Source organism: Chitinophaga sp. MM2321, assembly GCF_964033635.1.
Lineage (GTDB): Bacteria > Bacteroidota > Bacteroidia > Chitinophagales > Chitinophagaceae > Chitinophaga.
In genome coordinates, this window is record NZ_OZ035533.1 from 4870942 (window position 1) to 4894424 (window position 23483).

The 23483-nt window shown below is 46.7% G+C and carries 12 protein-coding genes; 2 read left to right on the forward strand and 10 right to left on the reverse strand.

The window, feature by feature from the left end:
• Positions 1 to 63: 63 nt before the first annotated feature.
• The 4 genes from ABQ275_RS18845 to ABQ275_RS18860 are packed head-to-tail and all read right to left on the reverse strand — an operon-like array spanning position 64 to position 8304.
• On the reverse strand, positions 64 to 1500 hold the full coding sequence (locus ABQ275_RS18845) for a Gfo/Idh/MocA family oxidoreductase (RefSeq protein ID WP_349314711.1): 1437 nt from the start codon (positions 1498 to 1500) through the stop codon (positions 64 to 66).
• Positions 1501 to 1536: 36 nt separating this feature from the next.
• Positions 1537 to 3585: an acetylxylan esterase gene (locus ABQ275_RS18850; RefSeq protein ID WP_349314712.1), complete on the reverse strand. Its 2049-nt coding sequence runs from the start codon at positions 3583 to 3585 to the stop codon at positions 1537 to 1539.
• A 34-nt stretch (positions 3586 to 3619) separates the two neighbouring features.
• On the reverse strand, positions 3620 to 5176 hold the full coding sequence (locus ABQ275_RS18855) for a SusD/RagB family nutrient-binding outer membrane lipoprotein (protein WP_349314713.1): 1557 nt from the start codon (positions 5174 to 5176) through the stop codon (positions 3620 to 3622).
• Between the two features lie 20 nt (positions 5177 to 5196).
• Complete coding sequence (locus ABQ275_RS18860) at positions 5197 to 8304, reverse strand: SusC/RagA family TonB-linked outer membrane protein (RefSeq protein WP_349314714.1); 3108 nt, start codon at positions 8302 to 8304, stop codon at positions 5197 to 5199.
• Positions 8305 to 8458: 154 nt separating this feature from the next.
• On the opposite strand from ABQ275_RS18860, the gene ABQ275_RS18865 reads away from it, so the two are divergent.
• Complete coding sequence (locus ABQ275_RS18865; RefSeq protein WP_349314715.1) at positions 8459 to 9475, forward strand: LacI family DNA-binding transcriptional regulator; 1017 nt, start codon at positions 8459 to 8461, stop codon at positions 9473 to 9475.
• 83 nt (positions 9476 to 9558) lie between these two features.
• Here ABQ275_RS18865 and ABQ275_RS18870 read toward each other — a convergent pair whose 3' ends face one another.
• The 6 genes from ABQ275_RS18870 to ABQ275_RS18895 all read right to left on the reverse strand — a co-directional run bounded on the left by ABQ275_RS18870 (position 9559) and on the right by ABQ275_RS18895 (position 22298).
• Positions 9559 to 10482 (reverse strand): hypothetical protein, encoded by a 924-nt coding sequence (locus ABQ275_RS18870; RefSeq protein ID WP_349314716.1) that lies wholly within the window; start codon positions 10480 to 10482, stop codon positions 9559 to 9561.
• A gap of 1 nt (position 10483) precedes the next feature.
• Positions 10484 to 14587 carry an RHS repeat-associated core domain-containing protein gene (locus ABQ275_RS18875; protein ID WP_349314717.1) on the reverse strand — a complete coding sequence of 1368 codons (4104 nt, stop codon included), beginning with the start codon at positions 14585 to 14587 and terminating at the stop codon, positions 10484 to 10486.
• A 225-nt stretch (positions 14588 to 14812) separates the two neighbouring features.
• The gene (locus tag ABQ275_RS18880; protein WP_349314718.1) at positions 14813 to 15985 is read right to left on the reverse strand and encodes a hypothetical protein; all 1173 of its coding nucleotides are present in this window, start codon (positions 15983 to 15985) and stop codon (positions 14813 to 14815) included.
• 27 nt (positions 15986 to 16012) lie between these two features.
• Positions 16013 to 17668, reverse strand: a complete 1656-nt coding sequence (locus ABQ275_RS18885) for a RagB/SusD family nutrient uptake outer membrane protein (RefSeq protein WP_349314719.1) — start codon at positions 17666 to 17668, stop codon at positions 16013 to 16015.
• A 17-nt stretch (positions 17669 to 17685) separates the two neighbouring features.
• Complete coding sequence (locus tag ABQ275_RS18890) at positions 17686 to 20928, reverse strand: TonB-dependent receptor (RefSeq protein WP_349314720.1); 3243 nt, start codon at positions 20926 to 20928, stop codon at positions 17686 to 17688.
• 803 nt (positions 20929 to 21731) lie between these two features.
• Complete coding sequence (locus ABQ275_RS18895) at positions 21732 to 22298, reverse strand: RNA polymerase sigma-70 factor (protein ID WP_349314721.1); 567 nt, start codon at positions 22296 to 22298, stop codon at positions 21732 to 21734.
• A 199-nt stretch (positions 22299 to 22497) separates the two neighbouring features.
• On the opposite strand from ABQ275_RS18895, the gene ABQ275_RS18900 reads away from it, so the two are divergent.
• The gene (locus ABQ275_RS18900; RefSeq protein WP_349314722.1) at positions 22498 to 23475 is read left to right on the forward strand and encodes a FecR domain-containing protein; all 978 of its coding nucleotides are present in this window, start codon (positions 22498 to 22500) and stop codon (positions 23473 to 23475) included.
• The last annotated feature ends 8 nt before the right edge of the window (positions 23476 to 23483 follow it).

Sequence of the window (23483 nt, forward strand, 5' to 3'; positions counted from 1 at the left end):
AAATCCCCCTTACGGATGTCAAGGCATCCGTAAGGCCGGTATCACTTGTATGTAGTGAGATAATTATTTTTTGTTGCGTACACCGGTAGTACCGCCCTGTTGCAGGGAGATGTCCACCGGTTTATTATGTTGCCAGGCACCATTTGTAAAATCGGGTATGTCGATGGAACCGGAGCGGTTGGCTACAGACCATTCGCTCAAAGGACCGATAACACTCCATGCAGCAGCGTCGTACACGTCCATATCCATCGGCAGTCCATTGCGTAAACAGTCAATCAAACGCCAGTCCATCAGGAAGTCCATACCACCGTGACCGCCTACTTTCTTTGCCATTTCTCCTATCTTTTTAACAATATCCGGTGTGTATCTTTCTTCCAGTTTTTTAAATTCTTCGGGAGATACCCATCCTTCATGATTGATAGCAATCCTGGGTTCCAGTGGATATTTCTGTGCAGTAGCCTTGGTACCGCTTACCAGGTGAATACGTGAATAAGGGCGTGGCGAGGTAACATCATGTTGCAGCATAATGGTACGGCCTTTCCGGGTGCGGATGGAGGTCGTATTCATATTACCGCGGAAATGCGCCTGCACATAAGGCTTGTAGGAACTATCCGTTGCAGCCAGTTCTACAGCCTTATCATGCATCATAAAATCGTTGCTTTCCATGGATACCAGGTATTCCATGCTATCGCCCCGGTTGATGTCCATTACCTGGCATATAGGCCCCAGACCATGTGTGGGATAGAGATTACCATTACGTTTGGTATTCTCTTTCAGCCGCCACAGATCATACCGGGCATCTTTGGAGAAAAGGCTTTCGAGCAGATGATGGATGTAGGCGCCTTCGCAATGCACGATTTCACCAAAGAAACCCTGTCGCGCCATATTGAGGGTCAGCATTTCAAAGAAATCGTAACAACAATTCTCCAGCATCACACAATGCTTTTTTGTCCGCTCTGATGTTTCTACCAGCTTCCAGCAATCTTCCACGGTAGTAGCAGCAGGAATTTCCGTGGCCACATGCTTTCCATGTTCCATTGCGTACAAGGCAATAGGCGTATGCAGATGCCAGGGAGTAGCAATGTATATCAGGTCAATATCATCCCGTTCACAGAGTTGCTTCCAGGCATCTGCACTTCCCGTGTATTCGTTGGGGTTATAACCGGAGCCTTCAATTCTTTTCTTTGTTTTGGCAATCATCTCCGGCCTGATATCGCACAGTCCCTTTATTTCTATGCCCTGGATATAGGTGATCCGCTCTACTGCTGCAGAACCCCGGTTGCCCAGTCCTATATAACCAATCCGCACGGTATCAATTTTTGGCGCTGCATAACCCGACATATTAAATTGCTGGTGGTAGGTTTTACCAGCTTGCCGGCGGATGATATCCGTTGGTACCGCTGCTTTGGTAGTAGCGCACCCCGGCAATAAGGCTGATCCGGTAATACCTACCCCGGCCAGTCCTGCCAGTTTTAAAAAATCTCTCCGGTTATTCTTCATGGAACATGCATTTTTCTGCTTTCCGCAGCCGTCCGGTTATTGTACCTGGCCTGCTGCTGCTGTTATAAAATCCGTATGCCCTTTTTGACGGCTACGCTTTTTCAGTAACTGGAATTCCTGTTTATAATATTGTAAAGATTTTCCGTTGATCATCTTTCCGGACATATCCACCGGTGTATCAAATAATACAGTGGTACCGGCCAGCGCCGCTGCAAGTGATACATCTCCCCAGTTCATGATACCGGGCACGTGTACGGACATATTAAAATGGTCGATACCATCGCGTCCTGCAAACTGATAGCTTACCGGGCTGTTATGCAGCGTTACTTTTTTCACCTCATTGCCAAGTGCCGCTGTAAATAAAGTAGCGAGTCCTGTTTCCTTACTACCGTCAAGGTCTATACGAAGTGCGCTATAACTGGTACGCAGCCACGAAGTGATCAGCTCCAGGTCGTTGACCCATTTGCCCTGGATGGTACCGCCCAGCCATAGTACAGACCTGGCCAGCGTATGAAACGGAGGCAGGCTGCCATCTGTTTTAGTGGCAACCGGTGAAGCCTGTTCTCCTGTTCCCCACAGATCCGCCAGTACAATTCCTTTTCCTTCTTTGAGGATCGACCGGATCAGTTCCGCCGGAATGCTGTCTTTTCCACCGGGATTGCTCAGTACCACATAGCCGTTTTCTTTTTTTGCCGGCGCTTTGTGCAGCAATGGCAACCACTCGCCATCCGTTGTTTCCAGTGCGATCTTATCCCATCCCTGCGCTTGCCCGTAAGGATGTATTGTTTTCAGTTGTAAAGGCTGTCCCATCCGCAATACCGCACGCAATGCATCCCGCTTTGCCCTTGTATGAATGGTTTGTTCTTCAAACAGGTGGGCGCGTAATTCGCTGCCGGTATGCGTACACCAGCTTACTGTAGTGGTTACGGCTGTATCCCGCTGATTTACCGGGAAGGTCCGTAACTGATCCTGAGAGAGCAGGTCAAAGGCCGGTTCCTTTACGGATGCGCCGGTACCTGTTCCTTTTAATTGCAGATCAAACCAGCCTACCATCGCAGATCTTATTTCCGGCCAGTAGCCGTGTGGCTCGTCAAACAATTCATAGGCGAGTTTGTCGGATGCATGCAGCATTTCATATACTGGTGCCGCATTTTTATAGCTACGCAACATCTCCGATGGAAAGAATGATTTATTTGCGTCTTTATTTCCATTACATATTTTCAGTGCGCGGGGCGCTACCATGGCCAGTATACCGGCTTCTTCTGTGAAGGTAAGTCCGGCAGGCAGCAGCTCACATACACAGTTGCTGTTGAGGATGTAGGCTTCAAAAGTGCCCACGCTCACCACGGGTACGGCGGCCCTGATGCGTTCATCCATCGCTGCCAGCCACATGGTTTGGTTACCACCGCCGCTGGCACCGGTGGCGCCTATACGATTTTTATCTACCTGTGGTAAAGAACATAACAGGTCTACCCCACGTATATTGTCGGTGAGTTGCATGCCCATCAGGGTGTTGCCTACATTCATCAGGGAAGCGCCCAGGTTGGAACCATGGTATTCTGCTTCACCGGAGATGGTGGTTCTTTCTCCTGCACCCCAGGCATCTATACTCAGGCATACGTAGCCATTTAGCGCCAGGCTATGGGCAATGGGCTGCACCATGTCTGCCATACGTGCATTGGGCCAATGGCCATGCAGGTTCATCACCGCCGGGAAAGGACCTTTGCCATCCGGCACATACAAACTGGCCGTTGCATATACACCCGGGCGTGTCTGAAATAAAATATTCTTTACGGAATAGCCCTTTAGCTGTGTATGTCCTGTTTCCCGGTAATGCAATGGCAACGTATGATCTACCACGGTACCGGTTTCCCGCATAACCGATGCTTTGAGCTTACTGCGCTGTTGCTCCCATGCTTCCCGCGTATGCGGCAGCACCTGCGACTGAAAGGCTTGTGCTGCCTGTTGTTGCAGTTGTAAGGCAACAGCATCCGTATGATCATCGGGGAGTACCTTTGGCAGGGGCTCCTGTGGAACAGCGAAAAGTGAGGATAGCACCATGAGTATCGGAACGAGTATATTCAAGTATAAAAGTTTTTAATCACTATAAAACGGATCGTTATTCTACATCCCACCATAACCGGGTAGCAGCGTTATCAGGACCACCCAGCAATGCTATCCCTTTCTTCAACTCTACCGCATTGGTAGTTGCCTCCGCAGTAGGATAGGGTAAACGTTTGATAAAAGTACCTGCGGGCAGGTCGCTGTTGTTGGATTGCGCCACCGGATACATCACAGGATAGCCACTGCGGCGGTATTCTGCCCAACCTTCCATACCATCCGGATAAATGGCCAACCATTTCTGGGTACCTATCTGTTGCCGTTGTATTGCTGCTGCTGTACCAAATTTAACAGGAATATTCGCAACTGCCGGTGAATTTTCCACATCATCCGGTGCTACCGGTACAGCAGTTGATTGCGTATAGGCGTTAATGATAGCCTGATCTTTTATACCCCAGTCCAGCATGCTGGTTTCAATTCCTTTTTCGTACAGCGACTGCGCCGTGCCGCCCATGTTCCATCCATTCATGGCGCCCTCTGCTCTGAGGAACCAGGCTTCAGCCGCCAGCATCACGTGTTTGGGAGCTTCCAGCTGTGGTAGCCAGGACTTTCCATCTGAATTCCAGATAGCCCAATACTCGCCTGCATTGGATGTTTCCGCCGGCTGATTCAATGGCTTATTGATAGCAGCCGGTGATGAACCATTGCGTACACCTCTAAAAGCACCGGATGCTACAGCAGGCTGAAAAAATATTTCCATACGTGGGTCATTATATCCTTTCAGGTAGGAAGCCATTGTGGAACTCATACTAAATTCATTGTAAGAAGCCACCCGCGCTAACCCATTGCCATCACCTCCTTCCAGCGACTTTTCCATCCTGGCAGAATGGGAAATTTCTGTCATCACGCCTCCTGTCACCGCAGCTTCTGCTTCCTGTTTTGCACGTGCGGGATCTACTTTTGATACCCGCAGCGCCAGTCTTAAACGCAGTGTATTTGCAAAACGGATCCACTGCTGTACATCACCTTTATAGATCAGATCATAAGTGCCAAAAATATTGGTCGCCGGGCCCTGTTTCAGGTTCTTCACGGCATGGTCCAGGCGTTTGAAGAAGTCGTCATAAATTTTATCCTGCGGATCATACGCGATCGCATCCTGTGCTTTACCGGCATCAAAATAAGCTACCGGTCCGAAATAATCTGTGAGATGATGAAACGCATATACCCACATAATTTCCGCCAGCGCATACTCACCGGAAGTGCTGTCCGTATTTTCAAATATACTACGCAACTGTGGTACTACCTGTACATACGCAATGATACCGGGGCGGGGTAACCAACCATCATTTATTACATAACGGTCTGTCTGAAAGCTGGTTGTACTCAGGGCAAAATATTGCGCGTACAGATCTGCATACAGATTTTGTACAGTTTGATAATAGCTCTGGTTAATGGCTGCTGCAGATTGCGCCCTCGAAAACATAAACGGCATTTCACGTTTACCCGCTTCCGTTAGGCTGGCTGGATCTGTATTCAGCTCATCGAAATTTTTTGTACAACTACCCAGCGATACCATCAGCATCAGTGAGAGAATATATTTTATCTGCTTATTCATGGCTGTTAAGTTTAGTTTGACTAGAAGGATACATTCAGATTCAGACCGAAGCTGCGCACAGCAGGTGGCAGACCGGCTTCTATGCCCTGGTAGTTGCTGGTACCCAGCGCCATTTCAGGATCTACCGGCAACGTACGTTTTCCGATACCCGGAATATCCAGTACAGATTTTCCACGGTAGAGGAAGAAAAGGTTACGACCGGTGAGTGAAAGCCTGGCGCCTTTTACCAGTTTATTATCAAACTTAAAATTATAAGAGAAGGATAATTCCCTCAAACGGAAATTAGTGGCGCTATAAGTAAAGAACTGTCCAAAAGCATTGCGGCCATTTTGTGAAACGGTTGTCCACAGGTCTTCCGATGTGATAGCAGTGGTATTGGTACTGCCATCTGCATGTACACCGGGAAGCACTAACCCGCCATCACGGAAACTGGTCGTATAGTCCGCTACACCGTAAGCCGCCAGCATGGCGTCTGTACCGGATACGATGATCCCGCCTACCCTGCCATCCAGCAGGAACGACATACTGAAGTTTTTATACTGCAACTGGTTGCTCCAACCCAGTGTGAAATCAGGATTGAAATTTCCCAGTTTCTGTGTAGCTTCCACCACAGGCAGTCCTGCATCTGAAATCAGGTTTTGTCCTGTTTTTGCGTCTTTTGCCCAGGCATAACCATATATGTCGCCATAAGCGCCGCCCGGCCTGATCAGCAGGCTGCCAAAGTTTTCGGAAGGCGACAGGTCTGCCTGATCAATCCCTTCTTTCAGGGAGATCACTTTATTTTTATTGGTGGCAAAGTTTACCGAAGTATTCCAGGTAAAATTATCCTTCTGTACCGGCGTAGCGGTAACCATCACTTCTACGCCCCTGTTCTCAATATTACCGGCGTTGATATACTGCTGATCAAATCCGCTTGCCTGTGGCAGACCGATATAGATCAACTGGTTGATCGTATTATTTTTATAGATGGTAGCATCCAGTCCCAGGCGGCCATCCAGGAACCTCCACTCGGTACCCACTTCATACGATTTGGTTTGTTCCGGTTTCAGGTTATTGATGGCTTTTGTAAAATCCCTTGATACAAAACCATTGCCGGCGCCTTGTGTGAAATTGTAGGTTTGCAGCAGCAGATAAGGCTCTGCATCATTACCCACCTGTGTATATGCACCCCGTACTTTACCAAAAGAAATCCATGAAGGCATCGTAGCCATATCAGATATTACAGCAGACAATCCTACGGAAGGATAAAAATAGCTGTAAGGACTTGGTAAGGTAGATGACCAGTCGTTCCTGGCGCTGACATCGAGATAGAGGTATTGTTTAAAATCCAGCTGCGCATTAGCATACACAGATTGAATTTCCTTCTTTATCGTTGTATTGGAAAATGCAGGCGATGAAGCAAAGTTCAGGTTAAACTGGTTGGGGATACTCAGCCCATCGGCCAGTGATTGTGTATTGTATCCTTTACTGCTCAGTACACTTCCACCTATGTTATAGTTAACATGAAAACTTTTGGAGATGGTATTATTACCTGACAACAATACGTCCATATTGCGTTCCCAATGGTTTATATAGGCTTCCATGTAACGGCCGCCCGGCTGTACCGGAAAGGCAACGGTACCATCGTAGTAGGATGCAGTGATCTTATCATCATAGCGATCCAGGCTATACCTGCCCTGCAAGCTGAGCCAGCTGTTCAACTGGTATTTGGCAGAACCCATCAGCATGATCCTGTTGCGCGATTCATTTACACTGTTGCGGTATACATCCCAGTAAGGATTCTGAAAGATGGAAGAAGTTGTCCAGTATAATGGGAAAGGCTTGCCGGTAGCATCAACGCCCTCGTAGCGTTTCAGCGAATCGGTGCTGAGGTCGCGCGGCATAATGTATGCTTCATTAGGAATGCCCTGATCACCCAGCCTGGGTTTATTCTTTATATCCTGGCTCATGTAAGTGAGCTTTACGTCTGTTGTCAACCGGGGAATAACCTCAGCGGCTACACGTAGATTCAGTGTATTTCTCTCCAGGCTGTTTTCAGGAATGATACCCTTGTTGGAAGTATTTGCATAAGAAGCGTATCCACGCAGCTTATCAGTACCGCCGGATACATCGATGGAATTATTGATGGCCGTACCTGTATTGAAGAAACTGCGTACGTTATCGGCATAGGTGGTTGCAGGTGCGCCCCAGCTCGCGCCGGCACGTGCGCCAAATTCACCACCATTACCACGGCCATAAGTATTCTGAAACTTCATCAGCATATTGGGCTGATCAACGGAAACACCGCCGTTGTAATTCACGGACATGCGGCCACTTTTACCACTTTTTGTGGTGATGATCAATGCGCCATTTGCAGCGCGGCTACCATACAGTGCCGCAGCAGCAGGACCTTTCAACACGTTGATAGATTCCACATCCTGTGGATTGATGCTGGCGGCGCCATCACTACCGGAATAACCGCTGCTGATGCCTTTGGGCTGGGTAGCCACTGCATTGGCAGAACCACCGCCACCGGCTTCTGTACTCATGGTATTATCAATAGGCACCCCATCCACTACGATCAGCGCATTGTTATTACCACTAATGGAACGGTTACCACGCAATACCACCCTAACTGCGCCACCAGGGCCGGAAGCCGCCGGTGTTACTACTGCGCCGGCTACTTTACCGCTCAGCGTATTCATAATATTGGCGCCAGGATCTTTTACCGTATTGATAGTAGCGTTATTCAGCTGCTGCGTAGCATAGCCCAGTGACCTGGTTTTACGCTCGATACCCAGTGCAGTCACCACTACTTCATTTAACCCGGAAGACACCTGCCGCAAAGCCACATCTATGGATGACTGCTGTTGCACAGGAATTTCCTTTTTTTCATATCCTACAAAACTAAATACCAGTACTGCTCCTTCGGAAGAAGGAATGGCATATTTTCCATCCACACCGGTCGTAACACCACGGGTAGTTCCTTTCACCGTAATGGTCACGCCGGGAATAGGCGACCTGGTGCCTGCATCGGTGACAGTACCTTTTACAGTAGCAGGTGTTTGAGCCGAAACACGCCATGGTATGGCCATGACAAACATCAAAATAAAATAAAAGTATCGATGGTGGATATTACAGCTTTTCATACACAAAGAAATTTAATGAGTGATCCTGGTCGTGCTGATTTGTTAACCCCAAATTACGTTGTACCGGCACGTTCTTCAGAAATATCAGCGAGAACGTTATCGGAAACAGCCCCATTTTCACTATATTTAATCATTCCAACAGACCTGTAAGAGAATGCGCCGACACTATGCTACTATAAAAGATATTGCCCAGGCATTGAAGATTTCTGTTGCCACTGTATCCCGTGCTTTAAGAGATACGCATGATGTAAGTGCAGAAACAAGGAAGATTGTGCTGGAAAAAGCTACAGAGCTGAATTACAAACCAAACTTCAATGCCACCGGACTGGTAAAAAACAGTACCCACAACCTCGCGGTGATATTACCGGGCATCACCAATTATTATTTTTCTACCGTGTTTACGGGTATCCAGGAAGTAGCTTATCAAAACGGGTATAACATTATCCTGTATGTTACCAATGATGATGCAGAACGGGAACACAACATTATCAGGAACCTTTCTTTCAGCAGCCTGGATGGGCTACTGGTATCCGTTTCTTCCCAAGCAGATGCCTGTCAGCATTTTCAGGATGTAATGGATGATGGTATCCCGGTTGTATTTTTTGACCGTGTAGCAGAACATATCGTCACATCGAAAGTGATGCAGGATGATTATAACGGCGCCTTTGAAGCCACCGAACATCTTATTAAAAACGGGTACAAAAAAATTGCACATATTGCCGGTCCTACCGGGCTTACCTTTACTGACAACCGGCTCAGAGGCTATACGGATGCCTTGCATAAACATAAATTACCACTGCGTAAAGAGTGGATCATCCACTCCGGTTTTACACAGGCATACGGCGAAAAAGACATGCGGGATCTATGGCAACTTCCCAACAAACCGGATGCTGTTTTTGCGGTCAACGACCGTAAGGCGGTAGGCGCCATGCTGGCGCTGAAAGACATGCACATCGCCATCGGAAAAGAAGTAGGCGTGGTGGGCTTTACCAATGATCCGGTTGCTGCCATCATCTCTCCTTCCCTCACCACCATTGCAGAACCTGCGTTTGAGATAGGACAGATGAGTTGCCGCTTACTACTGAATCATATCAAGAAGAAAAATTTCATCGCAGAAGAAATTATACTGCCGGGTAAACTGATTGTGCGGGAAAGCAGTATACGACAATAAAAAAATTGCCTGTAAACAGAAGGAGTTTCCTCTTCTACAGGAGGAAAAAGCGGATATGGTTTACTAAAAAATCATGGCCCGTTTCAATAAAATATGACTGCATCCGGACCATTTTCCCGCTGTAAGTCAGTAATTATTTCACCATAGGAATATTTTTTCCTGTTCTCCACCGTTCTGTGTACCAATTGAAATTTCGCATCCAGTTCAGGATGATAGCCTGTTTTGCCCGGAGGAAATACGGCCATAGGCGTCCTGAAAAGATCGTGTTCAATGATTGGTATATCCAGGCCGGCTTCTTTCCGTACAATAAACATATTGATCAGCTCCATAGGAATAAGCCCATACCAGAGATGCTCTTCATCAGTACGTTTGGTGCCTTTTAAATTCTGCAGGTGATAATCACAAAGACTGCTCCAATAGGATTGTTCTATCTCCTGGAAACTGGTATCCCACTCATCAATAATACGCTGGTAAATACCTGCGCCTTTGCCATATTTTTTCACCTGGTTATACTGCACATCATTGTTCTCATATTTGCTTAATAAAAAATGTACCAGGTAACTACTGGGGTATACTTCCTGTTTTATATGTTCTTTGTCTGTTTTGTAATTGTCATTGGCCAGATATGTTTCCATTTTACGATGCAGGATTTCCAGCAGTTCTTCCCGCTGCATATACAATGCGTAATTTAACGCCGGTGTTACCAGGTCTATGAAATCATCCGACTGGCTATACGTGAGGAAATACGCCGTACGGTCAAAGAATTCCCAGCATTCATCATCACCCTGAAACAACAGGTTTTTGGCAGCTATATGATGACAATTAGGAACGCCGGAAAACACGCTGTATATAGCCTGCGGGAAATTCTTCAGGGTATCTTTATCTGTAAAAAAATTATACTTCCGGGTAAAATCTTTCAACAAAGATCGCTGATCAATCACTTCATCATACCTGTAATGTTTGATATACTTTTCTATTTCCTTTGAATACCCCGCCTTGTTTGACATACTATTTACATTTTATTCTGATACTACGTTCCTGTACATTGATCTGTGCCAAGGTGTTTTTCAATTTACCTTTTGCCTTGGCTTTCGTTATTATATCCAGCAGGTCGTCCTGGTAAGTCGGCATACTGCCCCACATGCCATTGGTATTACCGCCTATTTTGGCAATGTTGCGATTGGTCCAGCCGGGCATACGCGCTTTACTTCTCCATCTCGTATGACTTGCCTTCACTTCTACCACGTGGATGTCTCCTGTTTTAATCTCTTTTGTTACCAGGTCAAACCCCTGCCCCGATGAGTTTTGAATGGACCCCAACACGTTGTGCCCATTAGCGGACAGGTACTTGGCAGCTACTTTTTCTCCCCATGCACCTAAAACGCTGTCAAGCCCCAGCGGATCAATCCATGATGCTGTATCATGCACATAGCTGTACAATTTATTACCGCCTTCCAGCCTGATGGGGTCCTGGCTGATATAGATCCCTTCTGCGGGCGAATAATACCGGAACCGGTTATAATACAGGCCTGTTTCCGCATCTTCATACTGCCCCTGGTACCTGAAAGGAACAAAGTCTTTGCTACCTTCCAACTTACGTACATTTCCATAAATATCCAATTCAGCACTCCATACTTTTTGTCCTTGTTCATCGTAGGCTTCACAGGGTGTGCCCAGGTGATCGGTAATGACCGTATACTGCTGTTGTGCTGTTATTTTAGCGGCCAGTTTAAAAGTATCACCTTCAAACACCCAGGTGATAAGGGTTTCCGGGGGCACCGGCTCCGCATGATCCTGCCGTATCTCTCCATATTCATCCACGATGGATTGTGGTTTCTCCGCAGCCGGATAGCGCCATTCGTGCAGGGGTACCTGTGTATCCCACAGAAAGCGTGTTATCTGCCCGTTGAAAATTTTTTCTGTTCTGCGGCCCAGGGCATCATACTGGTAGCTGATTGTTTTCTGATCAGGGCGGCGCACCTGTTTCAGCATACCATTGCCATACCACTCATATTCCCATGTTACAGGAAAGGAAGATTGTGTAACAATTTTTTTGATCAGATTTCCTTCTTCATCATAGATAAACCGGGCAGCGTCTGTTTCCTGTAAACGGCCACCGGCAGTATATTTACGGTCTTTGCGCGTTTGTGTTCCGTACACATTACCGGCTTTATCGGGCAACCGGTAGTCATAGTTACCGTCTTCATATTGTGCCCACGCGAGGTTGCCTATTTCATCATGTCCGAACTTCACCATACTGCCGGTGATGCCGTTCATGATCTGTTTGAGCCGTTGGCTGGCATCCCAGTGATAGGCGCGTTTACGCAGGGTTTTACCGTTGCTGGTAACGGTATGCATATCGGGTGTACCATTGGTAGCAGAACCGGGATGATACGACCAGTTGCTTTTTACGCCACCCGGCAAAGTGCGTTCAATTTCCAGTCCCAGGAGATTATGCTGCATATGCGCCACCCACGGATGAGCGGATGCTGCTGTTGAAGCGTGTATGCCTGTAAGGTTTCCCATCTCACTCCACTGCGTCGTGATATCAGCCCCCAGGCTGCTTTGCAGACCGGTTCTTCTTCCTTCCGCATCATAGCGGCTGCTGACGGTATAGCCGTCCTGTATTTCAGCAACGATGCGGCCCATTGCATCGTATTCAAAGTTCACCGTATTATTATTGCTCATGGCTGCTATTACCTGGTCGTTACGATCATAGCTATAGGCTTCCCAGCTGCCATCGCTGTATTCTGCGCGGGTAAGCAGTCCGTTGTAACTGTATTCGTAGCTGGTCCATTTACCACCGGGACGATGAACTTTGATGACCCGTCCGGCGGCATCCCGTTCATAGTGACGGGTAATACCATCGAAGCCTGTTTCGCGGATGATTTCCCCATTGGCATTACGCGCGAAACGATAGGTATCTCCATATTCATTGACGATACCGGTCAGCTCTTCATCTTTATTATAGATAAAATTTATACTGGCGCCATTTTCTTCCCGCTGTTTTATACTGCCCAGGGCGGTATATTTAAAGCGTACTTCCTTGTGTTTATCTTTTGCGCTCACCACTTCATCATATGCATTGTACTGTAATGTGACCTGGTTACCATCCGGCAGGCGGACAGCCGTAACGCGGCCCAGTGCATCATAACGGAATACCTGCTGCTCCTGCAACGGGTTAGCCAGTTGTACGCATTGCCCCCAGGCATCGTATTCCCAGGTAGTTTTGCCGCCATCCGGCAGCGTGATGCTGTTTAAATTAAAATCCTCATCATAGGTGAGTAAGGTGGCGTTTTCTTCTTCGTCTTCTATTTTGCTCAGCAACCCATTTTCGTTGTACCGGAAGATGCGCATCCTGCCATCCGCTTCTGTGAGTGTGTGCAGTAACCCGCTCTCCGGATCATGAATATAGGTGCGGCTGTTACCTGCTGCGTCTGCAACACGCAGCAGCCGGCCGGTGGCATCGTAGGAAGCAGCCGGGCCCGAACCGTCAGGATTTACAATGCTGATCTGATTGCCCATGTCATCATACGTATAGCCGGTAGCGTTACCTTCTGCATCTACGATCCGGTATACTTCCATATCTTCCGTATAGGTGAAGAAGATGGAATTATTCAAGGGGTTTTTAATCTGCGAAACCACAAAATCAGGCGTATAATAGTAGGTAGTGGTATTCCCCTGTGCATTGGTGATACGGTTGAAACCCGCTTCCGGATGGTATTCCAGGAAGCCTTCGAGTACACCGTCATCACTGGAAGTGTGGATGCAGCGTTGCTGTTTGTCATATTCCCAGTAGAAGGATTGGCCGTTGCGGTCTGTTTTCTTTACCATGAGATGATCACGGTATTGGATATACGTAGTTTGACCTAATGCATCTGTGAGTTCGCATAGATCCCCGGCTTCATTATAAGCGTAGCTTACCAGGAGGCGTTGCTGCCCGCGATGCTGCGCGGTAACGCGGGTGATCCTGCCTGCCGGGTCATTATTGATCAGCAGGTGCCTGCGGGCGCTGTCAATGATGCGTAGCAGGTGCCCCTGTGCATTGTAATGAAAACTGATCATAAAGCCCGCTTCATCTGCTATGCTGATCAGCCGGTATTGATCGTCCCGCGGGTGCTGTTTACGGAAAGTGCGGGTAAGTCTTTCTTCCTGGTCAAACAACGTATATTCATCCAGGTTAGTGCGTGTGAGCGTCAGTTTTTCATGCCGGTTATAATCACGGTCGCCATTGTACGGTAATGATTCAAATACGGCACTGCGGCCATCTCCGAGCAAAACGACGGTCACATCTTCCCCAAAAAATTCCTGTACGCGCATATCAAAACCCAGGTGGGTACCATGACCCAGCAAGCCCTTAAACGAACTATCACTATTCCAGGAACGTTCCCACTTCAATGGAAGAGGACCCGGCAGTTCAAAGTCAACACCATCATAGATCACAATTCCCTGTACCAGGTCTACCGGCTCAAAGCCTTTCTTACAAAGGGCTTTGCTCAGTTTATTGCTGCCTACTTTATTCTTTAACGCGTGATTAAATTTAGTGGTCAGTTTTTTTCCTGCTTTGCCCAGGCCCTTCAAAGCGGCGCCAAATCCATAGGACATGAGCAGGTTTAGTATTACGCCCGCCCAATCCGGTACAAAGGGGCCGCCCACCATCACCGGCTTGCCAAACGACAGCGGAATAGAGTAAGAAGTGGGCAGGTATAAACTGGGAATGGGAATAAATTTCTTGCCCGGTGTAAGCGACAATGGTATGCCTATATCGTTGCAGGTCATCAGCATATGGCCGGAAGGGCTCATCAGGTTTCCATCTACTTTTACTTTCTTACTGCCGAAAAAATTAACGGAATCATGCCCTATCATTGGCGCCAGTAAAAAAGGGCCTCCCATGGGAATGTGAAAAAGGAATACCAGCATGCCGCTGGTATCGCTCTTGCCGCGGGGCACATGATTTATCTTGGTGGTAGCGCCTATAAACGGCACATAGTCCATGGGGTCTATCACAAGCCCGATGTATGGATGGGGCAATGGTACCGGAAATCCGAAGAGAATAACAATGTGTATATCAAGTCCTATTACAGGAATGAAATGTTTGTTACTAACAAGCATCTAGATATGGTTTGGGACCCTAACGGCCGGGTTCGAACAATTAATGGAAAATAACCAATAATATAAATATAAGCATTCCTTTCAAATTAGGAATATGGGGGAAAAATTGAATGTGAAAAGATGTTACTTCTCAACTGATAAATTAAAAAGTAAAGCCATCCGGGTATAATGCATACCAGCGGACGGCTTTTACTTTTGATGACGATTTACTTTATTTTACTCAAACTATTCCATCTGGGAAAGCTGCTCGTAAGTATATCCGATACGATACTCAATATCGAGGGATGCACCCGGAACCACTTTCACAACTTTCATGATCCCATACCAGGTATCTGCAGCGGCCGGTCCGTTTACCAGCTTAAAAATATAAACGCCTGTCCCGGCAGCCGGATCAGCTGAAGATACCGGCGCGCCTGCGTTGAAGGCATCCATCGTTTCCTTTGCGTTATCCTTGCTATACAACTCCGGTGTGGAAGGTACAAAGGTTACGCTTTTGCCGCCTGTTTCCCACTGGGCGCCTCCTTTTATAGCGAGTGAGGAACCGCTCACCGCTAGCATGGCATTAGCATCATCCGCAGTAACGGCAGTTCCGCTTATAGGGTTTACTCCTCCTTTTGCAGCCAGCACCAGGCTACCTGTCCGTTTTGCAAAAAAGGCCGGTTCGCTGATAACGATCTGGGTGTTTATTTCTTCAGTGTAGCTATCCTGTGCAGCTACAAAGGAATAGAACATCGTATCCTTACCAGTTGAAAAATCAGTTCCGGAGATGGGAATTTTTGCCGGTGCCGCATAATTTCCAACAGTTACCCATGCGTCGTTTGCACCATTCTTCCGCTTAACGGTTACTTCTCCTTCATACGTTCCATTTTTCGGATGTACATCAAAGTCAAGGTAAGCGGTGCCCGCGCCCCGTGTCAGGGCTACTTCATTACCATTGTATTTCGGACCAGATAATGCAGCTGCGGAAACCATGTCAATCCGTTTGATGGCAGACTCGGTTTTCCCGGCAAATGTTACGGTAACATAGTCGCCGACATTTTCCAGTTTGGCTTCTGCTCTTGTATAGGTAATGGTGGCTTTCAGATCGGCACCTACCGTTACGTCTTTCTGTGTACCAGCCAAAGGCAACAGCTGATTACTACCGCTGGTTCCCATAGGCTGCAACTTTAATAGTTCCACCTTCATCACATCTCCGGATTTTGCATTCGGGAGGGTTGCCACCACAGTAAAATGGTCATCCAGCAAAGAAATTCCGTCCGTTTGCGCCGTGGCAATATCCGTAATCACCACATTCCCGCTCGGGTCTGTTGGAACATCATAGTATGGTTGTTTGGTACAGCCAGTGATAAAGAGTCCTGTAAAAAGGAGTATGATAGCAATGAATTTGATCGTTTTCATATTGAAAATAATTTTAGAAATATACACTTACTGACCAGCCTGTTTAGGAAGATACCCCGCATTCTGCAGGCATTGCGCATTGGTAGAAATTTCCCGACCAGCAACAGGAGACAGCAGATTCATGGCTGCAAAAGAGAAGCTGAAATCCGACGGCCTGTAGCCGATAAAATTCCTGATACCTGCAAACTGCCCGTCTCCGTATACGAGACATAACCTGGTGCGGCGCTGATCCCATAACATCTTGTTCTCGAAAACCAGTTCACAGGCTCTTTCACCAAAAATAGTCAGTGCATTGATCTCGGATGCGCGATAAGCAGGCAGTTCTGCCCTGGCCCGCACATCGTTGATACCTTTGATCAGGTCATTGTCTGAAACGCCTTCTCCCAGCTGCCGGAGCGCCCAGTTAACTTCCGTCAACATCAGTTCAATATCTGCATAACGATAAAATGTCCAGTTCAATCCTGAGTGCCCGCTTGATTTTATCGCCACCTTGTCGTAATACTTGTACAGGTATGGACGACCGAAATCTTCTGCGGCGCCTTCTTTGGGATCATACTTTGTTGATTTTGTATCTGAGTAGTAGAACATCTGCCGGTCCTGTATACGCTTGTCTGAAGGATCATAGGAATTAATATAGGCCATGGCCGGTATAAAAGTTCCATACTCATCTCCAAACATAGACACATGGCTCAGACCTGGTAACGAAGTTGCCACTACGCTGTTATCGGTTACCCCATCTTTAAACTGCGCCTGGAAAACCGCTTCCCCTTTATTGTTCATCGCCGGATCATGCAAATCATCATAGGTGCCCAATGTGTATTTGCCATACAGTACATTGAGTTGCTCCTGTGCTTTTTTCAGAAAGGTTTTTGCACTGGGTGTATTAACCGGGTAACCCTGTTGTGTCCATAATCCATCTACACACCATTTTTTTGCGGGATCAGTAGCCACTTCCTGGTAGGGATAACCGGCACAGGTGAGATATACATCGGCCAGAATAGCACGTGCTACATATTTGGTGATGCGGCCATCAGCAGATTTTTTATCTTCCAGCGCACTTTGGTTCACTGCAAATTCAAGATCGGGAATAATGATCTCATCATAGATCTTTTTCAGGGAAACACGTGGCTGTTCAGCTTCGGTCACATTTTTCAAAATAGCGGTATCCATCACTACATCTCCAAAATAACGTACCAGGCAGAAGTAATAGAATGCTCTCAATGTACGCGTTTCACCCAGGGCTTTCGATCTGTCACTTTCAGACATACCAGTTACACCGGGCAGCTTTGAAATAGAGAAATTGCAATCGCGTTGACCCTGGTACCAGTTCTTCCACTGGTTATTAAAATCATCCAGCAGATCTCCGGAAACCTGGTTGGTCTGAAACTTCCAGAACTGAACATGCGTATCAGAAGTAAATGCACCGCCCGTTGGATATTCGAGGGTTGCAGGAAGATAGTTGCCCCAATCCGCAGCAGTAGCTACCCAGAGGGCCAGGGAGCGGTAAGGACCAACAGCCAGTGCTGCCCCGTCAGCGGCGCTGGTAAACTCCGTCTGATCTGTCATTGTTCCGGTGGGAACTTCATCCAGGAACTTTTTACAGCCGCTGAAAACAAGTGATAAGGAAAGGCAGATAAGAACGAGCTTTCTGCCGGTGTGACTATGCTTATATTTATATTCCATGATTAGTAATTTTAGAATTAAAACCCAACGTTAACACCGATTGAATAAGAGGAAGGAGTAGGATATTGATACTTGTCAATATTGGGTACCAGCGAATACTTTTTATCCAGTGAACTACCTTCCGGATCATAGCCAGCCGCTTTTGTTATGAGAAAGAAATTCTCCGCACTCAGGTACACCCTCAGTTTCCGGAGTCGCATCTTTTTCACCCTGTCGGCCGACAATGAATATCCCAGTGAAGCGCCCGCACCACGTATGAAGGAAGCATCATAGATCATATGATCATCAGGATAGGATTGATAATATCCGCCACCATTACCTGGCCGCACCTGTGCAATCATGGTATGCTGGTTATCCGGCCGCCATGCAGTAAGCACTGTATTAAGCCCTCCTGACACCAATTGCCTGTCTTCCGCCGATTCATGTACGAAGGCTTTATCCTGACCGGTTACAATCCTGATATCCAGGCTGGCATCAAAATTCTTGTACTTGAAATAGTTGTTAATACCCATGAGCACCTTCGGGAAAGCATGACCGATAATATCTCCATCGGAGATCAGATCAATTTTGCCGTCATCATTCTTGTCAAAAAATTTCAGGTCACCTGGCTTCATGCCGTAACGGGCAGCCAGCGAAGCTTCTTCAGTACTGTATGTACCCAAGCGTGTAAGGCCAAAGAAGGATCCTATCTCTGATCCTACCCGCAGTACAGAAGTACCATTACCAGCGCCGGTACTCACGTAGATATCGGTGCCTGTGGGGCCTAATCCGATGATCTTGTTCTGATTCAAACTGGTAGCAATGGATGTATTCCAGGTAAAATCCCTGCCCTGGATATTGGCAGTATTGATGGAAAATTCCCATCCCTTGTTCTGTACGGAGCCATAGTTTCTCTTAACCGTTCCCACACTGGTGGAGTAAGGCAGGGGAACATCCAGCAGCATGTCATTTGTAACCTTATGATAATAGTCCACTTCGAGATTAATGCGACTTTTAAATAACCCCAGTTCTACCCCAATATCGTATTGGTTGGTTGCTTCCCAACGGAGATCCTGGTTACCCACAGAATTAGGATAGATACCGGTGTAGGAAGTGCCACCCAGCACCACTCCGGAGGCGCCTACGTAAGTTTGGGTAACATAGCTGCCGATCTCCTGGTTGCCGGTGCGGCCAATGCTGGCACGAAGCTTCAGGTTGGAAACAGTCCTTGATTCTTTGAGGAATTTTTCTTCAGATGCCCGCCAGGCCAAACCGGCGGAAGGAAAGAAACCATATTTGGAATTGACGCCGAATTTCGAAGAGCCATCATAACGGCCGGTGAGGGTTAACAGGTATTTACCCTTGTAGCCATAATTCACACGGGCGAAATAAGAATTGAGTGAGTTCATCCCGTCACTGCTGGTTGGTACCGGTCTGGTAGCAGCGCCGGCCCCTATACTATGCCATCTGTAAAAGTTGGAAAAGAACACGCTGTTCTTTCCTTCCAGGGTATCCCGCACGTTTTTTGACCAGGCCAGCCCCACCATGGCATTCAAGGTGTGATCATCTCCGATTTTTTTATTGTAGTTGAAATAGTCCTGGTTCTGCCAGTAAAAATTACCGGTAGAAGTAATAGTGGCTGAACCATCCCTTCCATAATATTTACCATCGTAATAGTTATATTTTGATCCCCAGTAATCAAATGAGAAATCGCTTTTAAAGCTGAGATCAGATGTAATATGGGCATCCAGCACAATGCTTCCTGTAGCCTGGTTGATGTCAGTGATGCCGGATGTTTCCGATCTGCGGAACATAATATTATACCATTGTTCGCCTACGTTGAAGTCACCGTTGGTTCCCCACCTGTTGGCATAGGTGCCATATGTGGCAGGATCATCGGGGTACTTCACCGGCAAAATACTCCACACCTCTGCAGTAGACCTGGTGATACCATCATCAGCCGTCTGCCGGCTCTTTATAAAGCTGAGTTGTGTACTCAGATCAAGCCATTTCAGCACTTTCATATCTCCTGTGATCCGGCCGGTATAACGTTTAAAATAAGATTCTTTCATCAGGCCCTGCTGGTCAGAATAACCCAGCGACATAGAGAACCGTGCATTTTCATTTCCTCCTCTTACGTCCACATGATGGTTATTGGAAAGGGAGGGGCGGAAAACCATGTCTTCCCAGTTTGAATTAAACCGTGGTTTATAGTAGTTACCATCTTTCCCGACCAGATCCAGCAGATAGCCGTCTTTAGATACCTTCTCGAAAAGCCATGGCATTTCAGAATAGGATAATGATGATGCGTAAGGGCCCCTGAAATCTTTTGCCCTGTTAACAGTCCCGTACTTTTCTCCGTTTGCCATAGCCTGTTCGTACACGTACATCAGCTGATCAGCATCTAACGTATACAGATGTCTTTGCAATACGTTGAGGGTAGCATAGCCATTGTAATCGACCTGGGTCTTTCCTTCCACACCACGTTTTGTAGTGATGATAATAACGCCGTTCGCGCCACGGGCACCGTAAATAGCGGTAGCCGAAGCGTCTTTCAGGATATCCATTGACAGGATATCTTCGGGATTCAGAATTGACAGCGCATTGCTTACGCCTACAATTCCATCTACCACAAATAACGGATCACTGCTTGTATTGATGGAGTTTGTACCACGGATACGTACCATAGGATCACTTCCCGGAACACCGCCTCCCTGGCGTACTACCTGCACACCCGGCACTTTTCCCTGTAATGCCTGTCCGACATTAAAAGCGGGTTTATCTAACAATTTGTCGGGGCCTAATCTTGAAACAGAACCCGTAAGATCACTTTTCTTTTGTGTTCCGTAACCTACTACCACTACTTCGTTCAACCCTTCTTTGGAGAATTTCAATATAATATTATAACGCGTTCTGCTATCCACAGCCATCTCCCGCGTTTCATACCCGATAGAAGAAATTACGAGTACACCATTGTCAGGAACTTTCAATGTATACTCTCCTTTTGCATTTGTTATCGTACCAACCATTGTTCCCTTGATCTGTACAGTGGCGCCTACCACCGCGCCCCCGGTTTCATCCTGTACGACACCGGAGATTTGTTTGTCTGCTAAACTTGCAATAAAAGCAGGCGCTCTCCCGATATCCAGGTCATGCATACCTGCCCTGGCTGGTATAAAAGGGAAAAGGAGCAGCACTAGTGATAATCGGGAACATACCCTGAAAACAAGGGAGCTGTTCCTCCGATTAAAGAGGAGCCAATAGTTTAAAAACAATTTCATAACGGAAGTGATTTTGGTTATTAGATTTAGATATAGATTAAGTATGGTTGCATTCATGCTGAAATAACTCCCGGGCATCAGGGTTCATTGCTGGTTTTTCATATACACACAGTCATCCGCCACAGTACTACTGTGAATATATTGGCTACATAAGAAGTCACGCCAGTGCCGGAACGGTCGGCAATTACGTACGTCGCTACATAGCTGTTTATGCTACATCTATTTTAAAGCAATAAATGATGTGTATGATTGCTGCCTCTTCCGCTACGCTGTAAAGGCTTCCTGAACGTACAACCGGGTCCCACCGCTACGTTATGCACGTACGTCAAATAAAAATGATGTAGAAACTCAAGTGCTATCAGTTTTTTTAACTAGTAAAACAATCCCAACAAAGCCAGAATAAGTAGTTTATAATAATAATGCTTTTCCGATCTTATTCAATTTATCAACGAATAGTAACACCCCTGCACCTTTTAAGAGGTAGGCAGAATAAGATACGATACAGATATGTGTTTATTACGAAACAACGCCTGATGGCATGATAGCCGGCGTCTGTGAATCAGGTTGACGAGGATAACTTTTTATACATAACGTGAACTGGTTGATAGTGAAAATTCTTCGGGTTCTCTCCAACTTCCTGTTCAAAGTTAAAATAGATTACTACTTAAATAACATACAATATTAGCTCATTATTATACAATGTATTCATTCGCTGTCGCTGCACAAACCAGGAAGACAGGCAGAGAAAATACCGCTTTAATACTTTCTTCTCCCTACAGTAGCCAGTATAACAAGGTAAATGTTTACATAGTGTTGCAAATACTTACGGCCAGCAACAATGCACCCAGGTAGTATTCTTCTTTCAACTCTTTGCGTAATACCTGTAACGCCTTGCTCATGTGTTTTTCCACTGTTTTTACGGAGATTCCCATTTCCTGTGCGATAGCTTTATATCCCAGGTTGCCATAGTAGTTCAGCATAAACACTTCCCTGCACTTATACGGCAGTGTACTGATGCTTTGTGCAATCTGTTTCTTCAGCTCATTATGTTCCAAAGCAGTGGGTGAAATTGCTTCCTGCTGGTGTCCCTGCTTTAGCAATACCTGGTGATGATTTTCCTTTACCAGCCTATCCCTTAAAATATTGGATACCTTATACTTCACCGCATTGCTCAGGTAGCCGCTGATATTCACATCTGCAGGCAGTTCATCCCTTTTTATATATAGACTGATAAATACATCCTGTATAATATCCTTTGTTTGTTCGCGGTCCTTCAGAATACGGAAGGCCTGGTTGCTGAGTGTTGCCACCGTAGCCCTATACAGGGCTTCAAACGCCGTAGTGTCACCGTTCTTTGCTTGTTGCCACAAGCCATCACATGTATGAATAGCAGTCAGGAAGATAACTTTTCGATTTTGCCAGCAAAGATATTGGCTATCGCTGTTTCCTCATATTAAGTTATGGTAAACATATTCCCAATGTTAACTAAATATGAATTCCACCCTTTTTCAGAAAATGGAGTGGGGGTAAATGCCTGTTGAAGTGATAAGTATTGCAAACACCCACTTCATGACGCCAGCGCGCCTGCAATATTTACTGGAAAAATACCTGGACGGAACCGCTACCGAAGCCGAGGCGGCGGAATATGCCCAGTGGTACGACCAGCCGCAGGCAGCTAGCCCACCTGTTTTTACACAAACGGAAGTGGACCAGGTATACCATGTTATTGCAGTCGGTATAAAGGGAAAGAAAATAAATTATTGGCGTTTCGCAGCGGCTGCGGCGATAATCATGGCCATGGGTTCCCTGTGGATCTTTAATACAACGGATAGGAATATACGTAAACAGGTAGCCGTAAAAGAAAGTGTACATGCAGATACCATCACCATTCGTAACACCCATGGTATTAACAGGGATGTGGCATTACCGGATGGATCGCTGGTAACATTGTACAATGGCGCTGAAGTGCGCTATGCCACTCCATTTGGGGCTAAAGACAGGATAGTGCTGCTTAAAGGAAAAGGCTTTTTTAATGTCACGAAAAATGCGCCGTCCCCGTTTACAGTGCTGAGCCAGGATGTGGCTACCACCGCATTGGGTACTTCGTTTACCATCACCAATGCGGGCAATAAAGTAAAAGTGTTGTTACATACCGGTAAAGTAATGGTGAAGGGGAAGATGAAAACCATTTACCTCACACCGGGGCAACTGGTTACCTGCGAAACAGGTACCGGCATTACGCACCTGCGTACACAAAAGATCGCAACCCGGCCCATAGTGGAAAAGAAGCCGGTCATTGTCTGGGGATCGCTTCGTGGCTTTACGGCCACATTTGATCAGACACCATTGTCTGATGTATTTGATACGATAGAAAAAGGATACCATATAAAGATAAGTGTGCAGGCTGCCGTATACCGCGATATCGCCTTCAGTGGCGTAATACGCGATACCGACTCCCTGGCGCAGGTGCTGCATCGTATTGCCATGCTGCATGATCTGAGAATAACGTCAACGCATACAGGTTACCGTATAGAAAAGAATCACTAACTAAATAT